This window comes from Arthrobacter sp. MOO21 (assembly GCF_057369995.2).
The window spans coordinates 4,320,927-4,335,650 of the sequence record NZ_CM170671.2; the positions used below are offsets into that span (position 1 = coordinate 4,320,927).

Below are 14,724 nucleotides of genomic sequence, written 5' to 3' on the forward strand. Positions count from 1 at the left end.
GCCGTGGTGAGATGGAGCATGCGCATCGTCATGTCCGGCGCCTCCGGGCTCATCGGCACGTCCCTGTCCAAGGCCTTCCACGACGCCGGCCACTCGGTCGTGACGCTGGTGCGGCGGCCGCCCGCCCATGCGGCGGAGATCCGCTGGGACCCTGCATCGGGATCCCTTGACCCGCACGCCCTTGCTGGCGCCGACGCCGTCGTGAATCTTTCCGGCGCCGGGATCGGGGACAGGCCCTGGACCCGGAGGCGGGTAGCGGAGCTGTTCAATTCCCGCCTGGGGCCAACCCGGACCCTCGTACGGGCCATGGCGCAGCTGGATTCGCCGCCGAAGACGTTCATCAGCCAGTCCGGCTCCGGCTACTACGGCGACGCCGGCAATACCCTTCTGCGGGAGGACGCACCGGCGGGTTCCGGCATCCTTGCCCGGATTTGTGTTGAGTGGGAGCAGGCTGCCTTGGCGGCGCCCTCCGGGGTGCGCGTCGTGACGCCGCGTACCGGGGTAGTGTTCAGCCATTCGGGCGGGGCCCTGGGACGGCTGCTCCCCCTGCTGCGGCTAGGCCTCGGCGGTCCGTTCGGCAGCGGCCGGCAGTTCTGGCCATGGATAACGCTTCCCGATGTTTCAGCCGCTTTCCTCTTCCTGCTCGACTCCGCGGTCACTGGCCCGGTCAACCTGTCCGCTCCCGAGCAATCGGACGTCAACACCACCGTGGCAGCGTTGGCGCGCGCACTTCACCGCCCGGCCGTGTTCCGCGTTCCTGCCCCTGTTCTGCGCACCGCAATGCCGGGCCTGGGCGAGGAGCTCCTGCTGTACAGCCAGCGCATGGAGCCCGCGGTCCTCTCTTCCGCCGGTTTCCAGTGGCAGCACAGGCGACTGGAATCAGGGGCCCGATGGGTGGCCGGGGGCCACACCGGGGGCCGGGGCTAGCCGTGCGGGAGGGTTGATCGACGTCAAGCCCGGGCTTCAGCCCCCGGGCAGGATCTCACTGATCCTCCACTGGCCGTCCATCCGCACCAGGACCAGCCTGAGCCGTTGGGCCGGGCTGGGAGTACCTGCTGCCACCTCCGCGCCGCCGGCATCCACCGTCCGGTAAGCGGAGGTGGCGGAGGTCAGCCGGACAACCGTCCGCCCGCCGGCAGCCCCGTCGTCGACCGACAGGTCCGACACAGTGCTGGTGAATCCTTCCAGCCGAAGCCCCGCACCGTCCAGCTGGTCCGCAAGACGCCGGTCCGCCGCAGCTGCGGGTGACCCAGGCGCGTTGACCGCCTCCAGCAGTTCCAGGCTGCCACTGCTGAGGGCATGGTCCCGCAGGGCGGACATCCCCGTCACGGCCAGCAGGGGGTCCTCCGAGCGCGCCTGCTGGCGGGCGGTATCGATCCCGGCAGTATCAACCCGCGCCGCATCTGTCCCGCTCCCCTTGCTGCCCGTTCCGTCTTTGGCGCCCGTTCCATCTTCGGCGCCAGGGCCGGCAACCAGCGACGCAGCCGGCGCGGGCCAGGGACCGCTCGCCTGCCCGCCGGATGCGGTGCCGGTGAACGCCGAGAGCCACCAAATTCCCGCTCCGGCTGCCGCCAGGACCGGCACTGCGGCGCCGCGCAGGACCCGTGCGGCGGACCCCGCCGGGCCACGGGCGCGGGAGTCCGCGTGCTTTCCACGAAGGGGGGCGGTATGTGCCGCCTGCGGAAAGGGCATCCTCGGGGGCGACGGCGTCCGCCGGGTCAGGCGGCACGTCGCCGCCCGCCGGAACACGCCACGGAACATTCCACGGAGTTTGCCCGTGAGCCCGGCGCCGGAGTCCTGCCCCGGGTCGTGCCGGCGGGTGAGCAGTTCGGGAATCACAGAGGGGTGGACGGCATCAGCGAGGTCCACCGGCAACGGTGCGGCGCTGCGGTAGACGGCTGTCGCCAGAGCCATGGCCGTGGGCCGCTGCCGCCGGTCCTCATTGAGCCCGGCTTCCAGTGCCAGGGCCAGTTCCCTGGGGACGCCGGGAACCAGCAGGGAAAGCGGCGCCCGGTCGGCGGTGCGGCGCGGCGCCTCACCTGTGAGGCAGAACCAGCCCAGGGCTGCTGCCGCATAGACGTCCCGTTCGGGCTGGAGCCCGGCACGCACGGCATCCACAGGCGCCGGGTCCAGGAAGCCAGAGGTGCCGGGAAGCTCCGTGCTGCCCGGATCCCCGACCATCCGGGCAACGCCCACATCGGAGAGCATCGGCTTGCCCTGCCCGGTGAACAGTACATTCCCGGGCGCTACATCCGAGTGCGTGAAGCCCTTCCCGTGCAGGTAGCCAAGCGCCTGGGCAATGGGGGTCAGGACCGTGACGGTCTCCCCCACGCTGATCCTGCCCCGGGCGCCCACCAGCTGCGCCAGCGAACCACCGGCGGCGTAATCCATAGTCAAGGCTGCAGCGTTGCCGGATCCCGCCAAAGGCACCGCGTGGTGCGACCTGATGAGGTGCGGGTGGTCCAGGACCGACAGGATGCGGATCTCCCTCCTCATCTCCTCTTGGCTGACGCCCGGATTGCCCAGGCTCCCTGGGCCGGGGCGGAAACACTTCACCGCAAACTGCCTGCCGGTCCTCTGCTCGGTGGCCAGCCACACGTCCGCACTGCCACCCCGGCCCAGCAGCCGCCCGACGTCGTAACCGGCAATGTCCGGGGCCTCTGCATCGTCCATAGTCCATGTCTAGCCGAATCACGGCCGCGCTGCAGGAGTTATCCACAGGCATGGCGAGCTCACGACGTTCCAGGGCGGGCGGTGAGCTTGGACACTAAACCGGGAGCGCGCGGCTTCGGGGACTAAGCTGGATGCCATGACTCTTGAGTTTTCACAGCTGGGTCTTGCCCCTGACTTCGTCGATTACATGGACGGCTGGGATGCCCAGCGCGAACTCCACGACAAGGTTGTCGCCGGCGCTGCCCCCAGCACTGTCCTGCTTTTGGAGCACGCCGCCGTCTACACTGCTGGCAAGCTCACCGAGGACCACGAACGGCCGTTCGACGGCACACCGGTCGTTCCGGTGGACCGTGGCGGGAAACTGACGTGGCACGGGCCCGGACAGTTGATTGCCTACCCCATCCTGAAGCTGAAGAACCGCTCCGGCATCCGGGATTACGTTGAACGCCTCGAAGAGATCATGATCACCGTCCTGGCGGACTACGGCATCAATGCCGAGCGCATCAAGGGCCGCGCCGGCGTGTGGATCAAGGCCGACGCCAATGGCCCGGACCGCAAGATCGCCGCCATTGGCATCCGCGTCCTGAACGGCGTCACCATGCACGGCGTTGCCATTAACTGCAGCAACGACCTGGCACCGTATGGCCAGATCATCGCCTGCGGCATCACCGACGCGGGGGTGACCACGATGTCCCTGGAGACAGGACAGGACATCCAGCCGGCCCAGATCGTGGACCGGTTTGTGGAGGAATTCCGCAAGCACGAAGAAGCATTGGTTTCGAGCCCTGAAGGAGCTCTACTGTGACATTGGCACCTGAAGGCCGGAAGATGCTGCGGATCGAGCAGCGTAATGCTGCGGTTCCGGTCGAACGCAAGCCGGAGTGGATCAAGGCCAAGGTCCAGATGGGGCCCGAGTTCGTCGGGCTGAAGAACCTGGTCAAGAAGGAAGGCCTGCACACCGTCTGCGAAGAGGCCGGCTGCCCCAACATCTTCGAATGCTGGGAAGACAAGGAAGCGACCTTCCTGATCGGCGGCTCCGAATGCACCCGCCGGTGCGACTTCTGCCAGATCGACACCGGCAAACCCTCACCCCTGGACCGGTTCGAACCCACCAAGGTGGCCCGCTCCGTCCAATCCATGCAGCTGCGCTACGCCACCGTCACCGGCGTCGCCCGCGACGACCTCGACGACGAAGGCGTCTGGCTCTACGCCGAAACCGTCCGCAAGATCCACGAGCTGAACCCCGGCACCGGCGTCGAACTGCTCATTCCCGACTTCTCCGGCAACCCCGACCACATCAAGGCGATCTGCGACTCCAGGCCCGAAGTCTTCGCCCACAACGTCGAAACCGTCCCCCGGATCTTCAAGCGCATCCGCCCCGCGTTCCGCTACGACCGCTCCCTGGACGTCATCACACAGGGCCGCCGGCACGGGATGGTCACCAAGTCCAACCTGATCCTGGGCATGGGCGAAACCCGGGAAGAAATCAGTGAAGCCCTGAAGGACCTGCACGAGGCCGGCTGTGACCTGATCACCATCACCCAGTACCTGCGCCCGTCAGAGCGGCACCTGCCGGTGGACCGCTGGGTCAAGCCGCAGGAATTCGTGGACCTGCAGGAAGAAGCCAACGAGATCGGCTTCCTCGGCGTCATGAGTGGCCCGCTGGTCCGCTCCTCCTACCGCGCCGGCCGGCTCTGGGCCACCGCGATGCGCAAGAAAGGCCGCGACATCCCCGCCGAACTCGCCCACATCGCCGAAGGCATCCAGGACTCCGGCACCACCCGCCAGGAAGCCAGCAGCCTCCTCGCCGCCCATTCCTGAGGCCGGGGGAAAGCAGTGGCCAAGGGCCGGACACCGGAAGATTCCGGCGTCCGGCCCTTGGCTTTAAGTCACGTAGAATTGAGGCACTATGGCGAAATCCCCTGACTCCAGCAACCCCACCCCGGCGGGCTCCAGCGCGGTGAAGCGCGGCCTGTTCACGCGCAAGCCGAAGGAAGCAAAGGCCAAAAAGCCCAGCAGGTTCAAGCAGATCGGCGAGGTCTTCACTATGACCCGCCGCCACGACCCCATGGTCCCGTGGCTCATGCTGCTGGTCTTCCTGGGTGTTGTGGCCGTCAGCTTCCTGGTGGGCTTCTGGCTGGACAACTGGATCACGGGCCTGATCATCGGTATTCCGCTGGGCCTGCTGGCCGCTACCTTCATCCTGTCGCGCCGCGCCGAACGTGCGGCGTTCGCCCAGATTGAAAACCAGCCCGGCGCCTCCGGCGCCGCCTTGGGCACGCTCCGCCGCGGCTGGATCACTGAAGAACAGCCGGTGGCTGTCAATCCCCGCACCCAGGATGCAGTATTCCGCGCCGTTGGCCGTCCCGGCGTCGTGCTGGTCAGCGAAGGGCCCACCCACAGGGTGAAGCCGCTGCTTGATGCCGAGCGCAAGCGGCTGGCCCGGATCCTGCCCAACGTTCCGGTGCACACCATCCAGACCGGGCACGGCGAAGGCCAGGTTCCGCTGAGCCAGGTGGCGAAGCAGATGGGCAAGATGAAGAACGAACTGACCAAGCTGGAGGTCAGCACCGTGTCCAAGCGCATCGCATCCATGGGCACCCGGCTTCCCATCCCCAAGGGCATCGACCCGTACAAAGCCCGTCCCAACCGCGGACGCTAGGAACAAGCGCCCCGGCGCCGGCACCGCCCGGCCACCGGGGCGTTTTTCTTGCCCCCGGACCGGCGGCCTTCTACGCCAAACCTCAGCTCATGACAGGACGTCTCACCATGCCCCTGCGGACAACCGCCCTCCGCGCCTTCCGGATCCTTGCCGTTGCAGAAGCATTCAGCTGGGCGGCGTTGCTCACCGGCATGTACTTCAAATGGATTGCCGGCACCACGGAGGTGGGCGTCCAGGTGGCCGGGCCGATCCACGGGGCCCTGTTCGTGGGCTACGGGCTTGCCGCTCTCATCCTGTGGCGCGTCCAGCGCTGGCCGTTCCTGGTTGCCGTGCTGGCCGGTATCTCCGCTGTCTTCCCCTTTGCCACCATCTGGTTCGAAAGGTGGGCGGGAAGGCGCGGGCACCTCAGTGGCGCACACACGGACAACGCTGCCGATGACCTTGAACCCAGCCGGGCGTAGGCGCGGACAGGGGCGGAGAGGTTGGAGTCCACCAATGCGGGAACAAGGGTCACGGACCCAGTGAAGGGAAGCCCGGGCCGCCGGCGGGCCGTAGCCGTTCTCTCCCTGCTGGGCGCAACCCTGTTCTGGGCAGGGAACTATGTGGTGGGTGCCGGCGCCGTCCAGAGCATCGACCCGCTGAGCCTTGTCTTCCTGCGGTGGTTGCTGGCGCTGGTACCGCTGGTCGTCATAGCGCAGCTCGTGGAACGGCCCTGCTGGCGGTCGGTCCTCGCCGCGTGGCCGTGGCTGCTGTCGCTGGGCATGCTGGGCCTGCTCGGGTACAACCTGCTCCTCTATTTCGCATTGGAGCACACTGATGCCTTCAATGCCTCGCTGATCAACGCTTTTAACCCGGCGCTCATCACCCTGGCTGCCGCAGTCTTCCTGCGCGAACGGCTCACACCGCTGGCGGTGGCAGGTGTCCTGTTGGCCCTGGCGGGCGTCCTGATTGTCATCAGCGGGGGGAATATAGGGCGGTTGGTGGCCGCCGGTTTCGGCACCGGCGAGGTACTCATGGTGGGCGCCATCGTAGTCTGGACTGCGTACACCATCACAGGCCGGCTGGCACCGAAGATCCCGCCTATTACCGCAACAGCAGTGCAGGCGGCGGTGGTCGTGGCCATTCTGGGCCCGGTCCGCTTCGCCACGGGCGGCCTGGCACTTCCTCCAACAGGTGCCGCGCTGGCATCACTGCTGTTTATCGCCATCTTCCCGTCGGTGCTGTCGTACCTGCTGTGGAACCGGGCCCTGACGGTCCTGCCTGCGGCCGGCGCGGGAGTGTTCCTCAACCTCATCACCGTCTTCACCGCGATTCTGACCGTCCTTGCCGGGCAACTCCACACGACCGCCCAACTGGTGGGCGGCGCCGTCGTCATTGCGGGCGTGGTGGTGACCAACGCTCCGGCCTTCCGTCGGCAGAGACGGACCGGGGCACTGCCGGAGGCGTAAGCGGGACCGCTACCGGCGGATCAGGAGTGTGTTCATGGCTTTGTCATGCAGACCGCGCTGGTCGGGATCGAAAATCACTGCCGGTACCACCAGGCACAGCAGCAGCGTCCGCACCAATGCCGCGAGCGGACCCGGCGTCCCGCCGCCTGGCTTCACCACGGCGATGCCCATGGCGCGGTGGCCGATGCTGTAGCCGAGGGTCCCCACCAGGAGGATCTGCTCGATCGCAAAGACCGCAAGGGTGGCCCAGGAGTCCCCGGCAAAGGCAAAGTTGCTGATCAGCAGGGCGATGCCCCAGTCGATCATGATCGCCGCGATCCTGCGGCCTGCCCTGGCAATGGAGCCGGGCCCGGACTCCGGCAGGCCCAGGCGTTCCCCGGGATACTTGGAGATGCCGGAGGTGTCCGGTCCGCTGAGCCAGGACCCAATGTCTTTGCGATCTACCACCGTCCAAGCCTACCGGCCCTGCCGGCAGCGGACGCGCCCACACTGTGGATAGGACTCGACCACAGTGTGGACTGACGATAGCGTGGTCATAGCAGGGCATTCTGTAACCTGCCCGAAACAATGCGGACACGGACGGGAAATGCCGCATCCATAGTCTGTTAGCAGTTTCAAGTAATCCCACGGCAGGTGCACGCAGCAGGGAAAACAGTGCGTTCTCCCTGCCTTTGGATTGCGCTGGATCACATGGCTTGCATGCCAGATATTTACATATGCGTTAGGAGCATAGATGTTCAAGACTGCGGACGAAGTCCTCAAGTTCATCAAGGACGAAGATGTAAAGTTCGTCGATATCCGCTTCACCGATCTTCCGGGCGTCCAGCAGCACTTCAACGTCCCCGCCAAGAGTGTTGACGCCGACTTCTTCGTCAACGGCCAGCTCTTCGACGGATCCTCCATCCGCGGCTTCCAGGGCATTGCCGAATCTGACATGCAGCTGATCCCGGACGTCACCACCGCGTTCCTGGACACGTTCCGCATGGAGAAGACGCTCGCGCTGAACTTCTCCATCGTGAACCCCCGCACCGGCGACCCCTACCACCGCGACCCCCGCGGCGTTGCCGAGAAGGCTGAAGCCTACCTGGCCTCCACCGGCATCGCGGACACCGCCTTCTTCGCACCCGAGGCCGAGTTTTTCGTCTTCGACAACGTCCAGTACAAGTCCTCCCCCGAGGGCAGCTTCTACAAGATCGACTCCGAGGAAGCCCACTGGAACACCGGCCGCGAGGAAGAGGGCGGCAACCTGGGCTACAAGACCCCCGTCAAGGGCGGCTACTTCCCGGTCTCCCCCACCGACAAGCAGGCCGACCTGCGCGACGCCATGTGTGTTGCCCTGGACGAGGCCGGCCTTGAGGTCGAGCGCAGCCACCACGAAGTTGGGTCCGCCGGCCAGGCAGAGATCAACTACAAGTTCACCACCCTGACCCACGCTGCCGATGACCTGCAGAAGTTCAAGTACGTCATCAAGAACACGGCTGACGCCTGGGGCAAGTCCGTGACCTTCATGCCCAAGCCGGTCTTCGGTGACAACGGCTCCGGCATGCACTGCCACCAGTCGCTGTGGAACGGTGGCGAGCCGCTGTTCTACGACGAGAAGGGCTACGCCGGCCTGTCCGACACCGCCCGCTGGTACATCGGCGGCCTGCTGAAGCACGCCTCCGCCGTCCTGGCCTTCACCAACCCGACGGTGAACTCCTACCGCCGCCTGGTCAAGGGTTTCGAAGCCCCGGTCAACATGGTCTACTCGCAGGGCAACCGCTCCGCCGGTATCCGTATCCCGATCACCGGTTCCAACCCGAAGGCCAAGCGCATCGAGTTCCGCGCTCCGGACCCCTCCTCCAACCCGTACCTGGCGTTCGCTGCCCAGCTGATGGCCGGCATCGACGGCATCCGTAACCGGATTGAACCGCCGGCTCCGATCGACAAGGACCTCTACGAGCTTCCCGCCGAGGAAGCCAAGGACATCCCCAAGGCTCCGGGCACCCTGGAGGAAGCGCTGGAGGCCCTGCGCGAGGACAACGAGTTCCTGCAGGCCGGCGGCGTCTTCACCCAGGACCTGATCGACACCTGGATCGAGTACAAGTACGAGAACGAGATCCGCCCGCTGTCCCTGCGCCCGAACCCCTACGAGTTCGAGCTCTACTACGGCGTCTAGGTAGATCCCGCGGGTAGAGCCGGCATCGTCCGCACACTCCGCAGGAACCGGATTTGGAAAGGCCGGCCTCAGGTTTACCCCTGAGGCCGGCCTTTTCGCGTTCAATGCTCCTGAAACCTTGGCGGGTAGGTCCCCGCGGCGGCCGTTTCGTCACAAGGCAAGCATTGTTGGATGTTTCTCCCTATTTGTCACGCCGGTAACTTATGCTCCTCCTATCATCAACCGCTGCACCAGCGGCAGCACTATGAGAAAAGAAAATCCATGGGGGCATCTCAGAGGCGGCTACTGGCGGCCGCTGCTTCACTCGCCATTGCAACTTCCAGCATCGGATCCGTTGCACCGGCCACCGCAGCACCAACCACCGCGGTAACGACTGATCAGCTTACGAAGCCAAGCTACTTCCCGACCGAACCAGCCCCAGCGTCGACAGGAATTCAGCCGACGCCTGCGCCCACCGAGGCGGCACCTGCTGCTACAACCATGCCGGCGCCCGCGCCGGTGCCAAGCAGCAACCAAGCCTCGGAACGGGCAGTGGCAGCTCCAACTGTGTCACCGGAGGCTGCACCAACAAGCACCGCCAGCCCTACACCGAATGTCGCCAGCGAAAGCTACCCAGTGGAGGGGGCCATCGGCGCTAAATACGAAACCGCGTCGGCCATCCTCGGAGAAGCTACCTCCCAGGAGTTCACAAACCAGCGTTTCGGTGGCGCCTACCAGCTCTTCCAGAATGGCACCATCGCATATCTTCAGCAGTATGGCGCCTTCATGGCCATCCGGGGCATCAATGCTGTTTGGCGGTCCATTGGTGCGCAGGACAGCGAGCTCGGCTATCCGACCTCCGATGAGCATGCAAATGAGCGCGCACTCACAGCCGGCGGCGTGACCCAGAATTTCCAATTTGGCAAAATCTCGTGGTCCTATTTCAATGGCGCGAGGATTACCAAAGGCGGCATTGGTGCCACGTGGGATAACGCTGGCGGCGCTGCGGGCGAACTCGGCTACCCCACGACGAATGAGTACACCCTGGTGGCCAGCGGTGTCATGCAGGGCTTCGAATACGGCAAGGTCTACTGGGGCGCCGCAACCGGCTCACACATTATCAAGGGCAGTATCGGGGCGACGTGGGAATCCCTCGGCGGCCCGCTCAGTGGCCTTGGCTATCCCACAACGGATGAATAACGCCACCGCAAACGGCGGCGTCACCCAAGCCTTCCAGTATGGCCAGATTGTCTACTCCCCGTCTACGGGCGCCCACTTCATCCTGGGCGGCATAGCTGCGGCCTGGCTCAGCATGGGTGGGCCCAACAGCGGCCTTGGTTACCCGACCAGCAACGAAATCGCCGGCCTGACCGGCGGTGGTGCGAAGCAGTACTTCCAGTACGGCGAAATCGTGTGGTCGCCCAGCGCCGGCACCAGGATCATCACCGGCGGGATCCGTTCCGCATGGGTTGGTCAAGGTTCGGAAGCCGGCCGCCTCGGTTACCCCACGACGAACGAATACGGAATCATCAGCGGCAGAGCCCAGGACTTCCAAGGTGGCCGCATCACGTGGTATCCGGGCGGTGTCAGGATCGAGTACACCCCGGACGCTCACTAGCGGGTCCCGGCACCTTCGAAGCCGGCAGGATCCCGGCTAAGGTGGAGGCCCGGCTCCAGACGTGCTGAGACCGGGAGCCGGACCCCCTTGACGAATGCCCCCCGAGACGAAGACTCTGTCCAGCCTTCCCCCCAACAAGGTTGGAGAACACCGTCAATTGTAAGCGGCAACTTTAAACTGACCGGAGACGGCAAAACTGGTTGACCGTTCGCGGCAGTGGTTTTGACCAGCGGCGGCAAGCATTTTTGGACAGCAGTAGGCCACGGTGTGTGGCTAGGCGTGCTGGGATTCCTCTTGTCCATCCCTCGTGTCGTTACGGGGAGAGCCCCTTCCTTCCGCGGTGAAATGGCGATGCCAATCGTCTGTGTTTCACCCGTTGTGGGAAGGAAGGGGCTCGTTGTGAAGTCTCCAGGAGAGTTCATGGAAATTTTAGCTGCTTACGATTTAACCCGGTCGTACCGGGATGCCGCGAAGATCTGCGGCGTCTCACACAACACGGTCCGCTCTTATGTGAAAGCCCGCCAGGACGGTGCGCAGGCGCCGGTGGCCCGGCAGCGCGGCCGGATGACTGACCCGTTCCTGCCACAGTTGATCTCCTGGGTCGAGCAGTCCCGCGGGAAGATCCGCGGCGATGTGGTGCATGAGAAACTTGTCGCTTTGGGGTTCACCGGGTGTGAGCGGACGACCAGGACCACGCTGGCTGAACTGAAGGCGAAATACCGGGCCCGGAACGTGCGTGTGCACCGTCCTTGGACTCCTGAGCCGGGTCTGTGGCTTCAGTATGACTACGGCGACGGACCCGTCGTTGACGGGGTGAAGACCGTGCTGTTCGTGGCCTGGCTGGCCTTCTCCCGGTTCCGGATTGTGATTGCTTTGCGGGATAAGACCATGCCGAGCGTGTTCGCCGCCCTGGACAGGGCGTTCCGGCTGATCGGCGGGGTTCCGAGAGGGTGTTTCATTGAGTGTGTAAGGGTCCGGTCTCTAACTAGGGTTTGACCTGCGGTTTTACCCTTGAAAGGACGGGCCCTCTTGGCCGAAATTAGTACGACAACCAACCCCTTGGAAGGCGTTTTGAGCGCCGACCAGATCGACGCTCTTGTCACCGCGGCGGAGGACCTTGGAGAGGGCCGCAATGGTGTTGAGGAGCTCCTCTCCCGGATGACCCGCGCGGTCCTGGAACGGGCCCTGGAAACCGAGATGAGCGACCACCTCGGCTACGAGTCCGGGGACCCTGCCGGGCAGGGCACGGGTAACTCCCGCAACGGCAAAACCACCAAGAGCGTGCAGACCCTTCAGGGGCCGGTGCAGGTCACCGTGCCCCGGGACCGGAACAGTTCCTTCGAGCCGGTGATCGTGCCCAAGCGGGCCCGCCGGCTGGGCAAGGTCGAGGATATGATCCTCTCCCTCTACGCCCGCGGCATGAGCACCAGAGATATCGGCTCCCACCTTGATGAGATCTACGGGACCAAGGTCTCCGCGGCGACGATTTCCAGGGTCACGGACGTGATCGCCGACGAAGTCGCCCAATGGCAGAACAGGCCGCTGGAGTCGGTGTATCCGATTGTCTATATTGACGCTATTTGGCTGAAAATCAGGGACGGCGGGGTTGTGGTGAATAAGGCCTGCCACGTGGCCGTCGGGGTGGATGTGGAGGGCCGCAAGCAGGTCCTGGGTCTGTGGCTGGGCACCAGCGAAGGGGCGAAGTTCTGGGCCAACGTGCTCACCGAAATCCGTAACCGCGGAGCGTCCGACATTCTGATCTTGTGCTGCGACGGGCTCACCGGGCTGCCGGCAGCCGTGAACAGCATCTACCCCCAGACCGTCGTGCAGACCTGCGTCGTGCACCTGCTGCGCTCGGCCATGAAATACGCCTCCTACAACGCACGCAAGGCCATGGCCCGGGACATGCGCCCGATCTACACGGCACCGACCGTACAGGCGGCCGAGCTGGCGATGGAAGCCTTCGCAGAGACCTGGCAGAGCACGGCTCCCGGGGCGGTGCTGGCGTGGCGGAACGCGTGGGAGGACTTCACCCCGTTCCTGGCCTTCACCCCGGAGATCCGCAAGGTCATCTACACCACGAACCAGATCGAATCGATCAACTACCAGCTGCGGAAGATCACCAAAACCAGAGGATCATTTCCCTCCGACGAGGCCGCGATCAAGCTCGTCTATCTGGGAATCCGGAACATCGAAACCACCCGCGGCGGTGAGCTCGGAACCGGCACACTGGGCTGGCACCAGGCACTGAACGCCTTCGCCGTGCAATTCCCCAACCGACTCCCCATCTGACCACCCGGCAGAACGGATAACCGACCGGTCCCTTACACAGAAAACTTGACACCCCCGGTTCCGACCTACATTTTGACGGATAACGAGAAGACCGTCACGGTCGAGCACGTCGCCGGGGTCCCGGTCCGCAACCATCAGATCGTGGCCTTCGCGAGGCACTATTCAACCTCGCTGCAGACGTGTCTGCCGGCGGACCCGGCCTCGAAGGGCGGGGTGGAGAACGCGGTGAAGATCGCCAAAGCCGACCTCGTCCCGAAAGAGACCAATCTGCTGCCCGAGTACCGGTCTTTCGCCGAGCTGGAGGCGGCCTGTGAGGTGTTTATGGAGGAGGTGAATTCGCGGGTGCACCGGGCCACTCTTGAGATCCCGAAGGACATGCTCCGGGTTCTCGAACAGCCCCGGTTGCACCCGGTCCCGGCGACCCCGGTGACGGCGAGTTTCGGCCATACCCGGCAGGTCCCGCCGAACATGCCCATGATCACCTTCCAGCAATCCCGGTACTCCGTCCCGCACACCCTGATGGGTCAGATGGTGTGGGTACGGGGCACCGAAACCGAGGTGATCATCGTCCACGTCGGGGACTCCGGCCCGGTCGAGGTCGCCCGGCATAAGCTCACCCGCCCCGGCATCCCCGCGATCATCGAGACCCACTTCCCGCCCGCCCCTGCAGGGGCCCTGGAACGGGTGATCCGCCCGACGAACAAGGCAGAGGAGGAGTTCCTGGCCCTCGGCGCCGGCGCCGCGCTCTGGCTCAAGGAAGCCGCCGCCGCGGGCACCCAGAAGATCCGGCACAAAATGGAACGCGCCGTCACCCTCGCCAAGGTCCTTGGCGCCGACGAGGTCGACAAGGGCCTGGGAGCGGCAGCGGTGCACCAGCGCTTCACCCACGAGGACCTGATCTCCATCGTCAACACCGGCAACGGGAAAAGCCACACGACCGGGGCCACCCACACCGTCACCGACCAGGGCCGGTGGCTGAGTCAGGGCACCAGCGCCTGGGCCAACTTCGGCACCGCCCCTAACACCACCAGCGATGAAGACTTTGAAGGAGCCATCGATGAGCGCTAACACCATGACCCCGCCCCTGGCTGACGCGGCGGTGGAGAACGTGATCGCGCTGATGCGCACGACCCGGATGCCGCACGCCCGCGCTGTGGTCGCCGAGGTCCTTGCCACCGCGAAAGCCCAACGCTGGGACCCCACCGAAGTCGTCCGCGTCCTGCTCGAAGCCGAAGCCACCGGCCGGAACGCCTCGATGCTGGCCACCCGGCGCAAACGTGCCGGATTCCCCACCGGGAAGACCTTCGATGTCTGGGACGAAGCCCTCTCCACCCTGCCGGCTGCAACAACGTCGTTCCTGCGGACCCTGGAATGGGTGCGGCGGCGGGAGAACCTGATTGCCTGCGGGCCCTCCGGCACCGGCAAGACCCTGCTTCTGGAAGCCCTCGGCCAACTGGCCATCGATCAGGGCATGTCCGTGTCCTGGCTCAGCATGGAAGACCTCGGCGCTCTCGTGCGACGGCACCGCATCGATGACAGCGTCAACAAAGCCATCACCCGCGCCACGAACGTGGATTTGATCTGCATCGACGACATAGGCCTGCTGCCGGTCTCCGCCGACGCAGTCGAGGGCTTCTACCGGGTCGTGGAAGCCTCCTACGAAAAGCGGTCCCTGGCGATCAGCTCGAACATCCACCCCTCCGGGTTCGATGAGCTCATGCCCAAAACCATCGCCACCGCGACCGTGGACCGGCTTCTCCACCACGCCCACCTCTGCCAAACCAGCGGCGAGTCCGTCAGGCTCATGCAAGCCCAAAACGGGAAAGGAACCCGCCCGATGAGCTAACCCAAAACCCCGGTCAGGCGCCCCAAAACCCGGCACGCCCGGGGCGCC

General features: G+C 65.3%; 13 protein-coding genes and 2 pseudogenes. 13 read left to right on the forward strand and 2 right to left on the reverse strand.

Annotated features, from left to right (window positions below; translation table 11 throughout):
* The first annotated feature begins 18 nt into the window (after positions 1-18).
* A complete protein-coding gene (locus AC2JAJ_RS20105) occupies positions 19-927 on the forward strand; it encodes a TIGR01777 family oxidoreductase (protein ID WP_486414762.1) in 909 nt (302 codons plus the stop codon).
* A 36-nt stretch (positions 928-963) separates the two neighbouring features.
* On the opposite strand, the gene AC2JAJ_RS20110 is transcribed toward AC2JAJ_RS20105, so the two are convergent.
* On the reverse strand, positions 964-2,673 hold the full coding sequence (locus AC2JAJ_RS20110) for a serine/threonine-protein kinase (RefSeq protein ID WP_486414761.1): 1,710 nt from the start codon (positions 2,671-2,673) through the stop codon (positions 964-966).
* Between the two features lie 127 nt (positions 2,674-2,800).
* Between AC2JAJ_RS20110 and lipB the strand changes: the two genes are divergently transcribed.
* The 5 genes from lipB to AC2JAJ_RS20135 all read left to right on the forward strand — a co-directional run bounded on the left by lipB (position 2,801) and on the right by AC2JAJ_RS20135 (position 6,783).
* A complete protein-coding gene (gene lipB, locus AC2JAJ_RS20115; RefSeq protein ID WP_486416765.1) occupies positions 2,801-3,478 on the forward strand; it encodes a lipoyl(octanoyl) transferase LipB in 678 nt (225 codons plus the stop codon).
* On the forward strand, positions 3,475-4,494 hold the full coding sequence (lipA, locus tag AC2JAJ_RS20120; protein ID WP_486414760.1) for a lipoyl synthase: 1,020 nt from the start codon (positions 3,475-3,477) through the stop codon (positions 4,492-4,494). The genes lipB and lipA overlap by 4 nt, the downstream gene beginning before the upstream one ends.
* 88 nt (positions 4,495-4,582) lie before the next feature.
* Entirely contained in the window at positions 4,583-5,335 is a 753-nt protein-coding gene (locus AC2JAJ_RS20125) for a DUF4191 domain-containing protein (protein ID WP_486414759.1), read from the forward strand.
* Between the two features lie 89 nt (positions 5,336-5,424).
* Complete coding sequence (locus tag AC2JAJ_RS20130; protein ID WP_486414758.1) at positions 5,425-5,796, forward strand: DUF3817 domain-containing protein; 372 nt, start codon at positions 5,425-5,427, stop codon at positions 5,794-5,796.
* A gap of 60 nt (positions 5,797-5,856) precedes the next feature.
* Entirely contained in the window at positions 5,857-6,783 is a 927-nt protein-coding gene (locus AC2JAJ_RS20135) for a DMT family transporter (protein ID WP_486414757.1), read from the forward strand.
* 9 nt (positions 6,784-6,792) lie between these two features.
* On the opposite strand, the gene AC2JAJ_RS20140 is transcribed toward AC2JAJ_RS20135, so the two are convergent.
* Positions 6,793-7,230, reverse strand: a complete 438-nt coding sequence (locus AC2JAJ_RS20140; RefSeq protein WP_486414756.1) for an RDD family protein — start codon at positions 7,228-7,230, stop codon at positions 6,793-6,795.
* A 286-nt stretch (positions 7,231-7,516) separates the two neighbouring features.
* On the opposite strand from AC2JAJ_RS20140, the gene glnA reads away from it, so the two are divergent.
* The 7 genes and pseudogenes from glnA to AC2JAJ_RS20175 all read left to right on the forward strand — a co-directional run bounded on the left by glnA (position 7,517) and on the right by AC2JAJ_RS20175 (position 14,676).
* Positions 7,517-8,941: a type I glutamate--ammonia ligase gene (gene glnA / locus AC2JAJ_RS20145; RefSeq protein ID WP_221387522.1), complete on the forward strand. Its 1,425-nt coding sequence runs from the start codon at positions 7,517-7,519 to the stop codon at positions 8,939-8,941.
* A 531-nt stretch (positions 8,942-9,472) separates the two neighbouring features.
* The gene (locus AC2JAJ_RS20150) at positions 9,473-10,120 is read left to right on the forward strand and encodes an LGFP repeat-containing protein (protein WP_486414755.1); all 648 of its coding nucleotides are present in this window, start codon (positions 9,473-9,475) and stop codon (positions 10,118-10,120) included.
* Positions 10,113-10,538, forward strand: coding sequence for an LGFP repeat-containing protein (locus AC2JAJ_RS20155; RefSeq protein ID WP_486414754.1), 426 nt, complete (start codon positions 10,113-10,115; stop codon positions 10,536-10,538). The genes AC2JAJ_RS20150 and AC2JAJ_RS20155 overlap by 8 nt, the downstream gene beginning before the upstream one ends.
* A gap of 399 nt (positions 10,539-10,937) precedes the next feature.
* Positions 10,938-11,483, forward strand: a pseudogene (locus tag AC2JAJ_RS20160) (transposase); the annotation flags it as partial.
* Positions 11,484-11,597: 114 nt separating this feature from the next.
* The gene (locus AC2JAJ_RS20165) at positions 11,598-12,830 is read left to right on the forward strand and encodes an IS256 family transposase (protein ID WP_486416764.1); all 1,233 of its coding nucleotides are present in this window, start codon (positions 11,598-11,600) and stop codon (positions 12,828-12,830) included.
* A 60-nt stretch (positions 12,831-12,890) separates the two neighbouring features.
* Positions 12,891-13,739, forward strand: a pseudogene (locus AC2JAJ_RS20170) (Mu transposase domain-containing protein); the annotation flags it as partial.
* Positions 13,740-13,887: 148 nt separating this feature from the next.
* Positions 13,888-14,676: an ATP-binding protein gene (locus AC2JAJ_RS20175; protein ID WP_486414752.1), complete on the forward strand. Its 789-nt coding sequence runs from the start codon at positions 13,888-13,890 to the stop codon at positions 14,674-14,676.
* Positions 14,677-14,724: the final 48 nt, after the last annotated feature.

Excerpts from the sequence above, each read along its gene's own strand:
- AC2JAJ_RS20105 (WP_486414762.1), top strand. The coding sequence starts at position 19 with ATGCGCATCGTCATGTCCGGCGCCTCCGGGCTCATCGGCACGTCCCTG.
- AC2JAJ_RS20110 (WP_486414761.1), bottom strand. The coding sequence starts at position 2,673 with ATGGACGATGCAGAGGCCCCGGACATTGCCGGTTACGACGTCGGGCGG.
- AC2JAJ_RS20125 (WP_486414759.1), top strand. The coding sequence starts at position 4,583 with ATGGCGAAATCCCCTGACTCCAGCAACCCCACCCCGGCGGGCTCCAGC.
- AC2JAJ_RS20130 (WP_486414758.1), top strand. The coding sequence starts at position 5,425 with ATGACAGGACGTCTCACCATGCCCCTGCGGACAACCGCCCTCCGCGCC.
- glnA (WP_221387522.1), top strand. The coding sequence starts at position 7,517 with ATGTTCAAGACTGCGGACGAAGTCCTCAAGTTCATCAAGGACGAAGAT.
- AC2JAJ_RS20155 (WP_486414754.1), top strand. The coding sequence starts at position 10,113 with ATGAATAACGCCACCGCAAACGGCGGCGTCACCCAAGCCTTCCAGTAT.
- AC2JAJ_RS20175 (WP_486414752.1), top strand. The coding sequence starts at position 13,888 with ATGAGCGCTAACACCATGACCCCGCCCCTGGCTGACGCGGCGGTGGAG.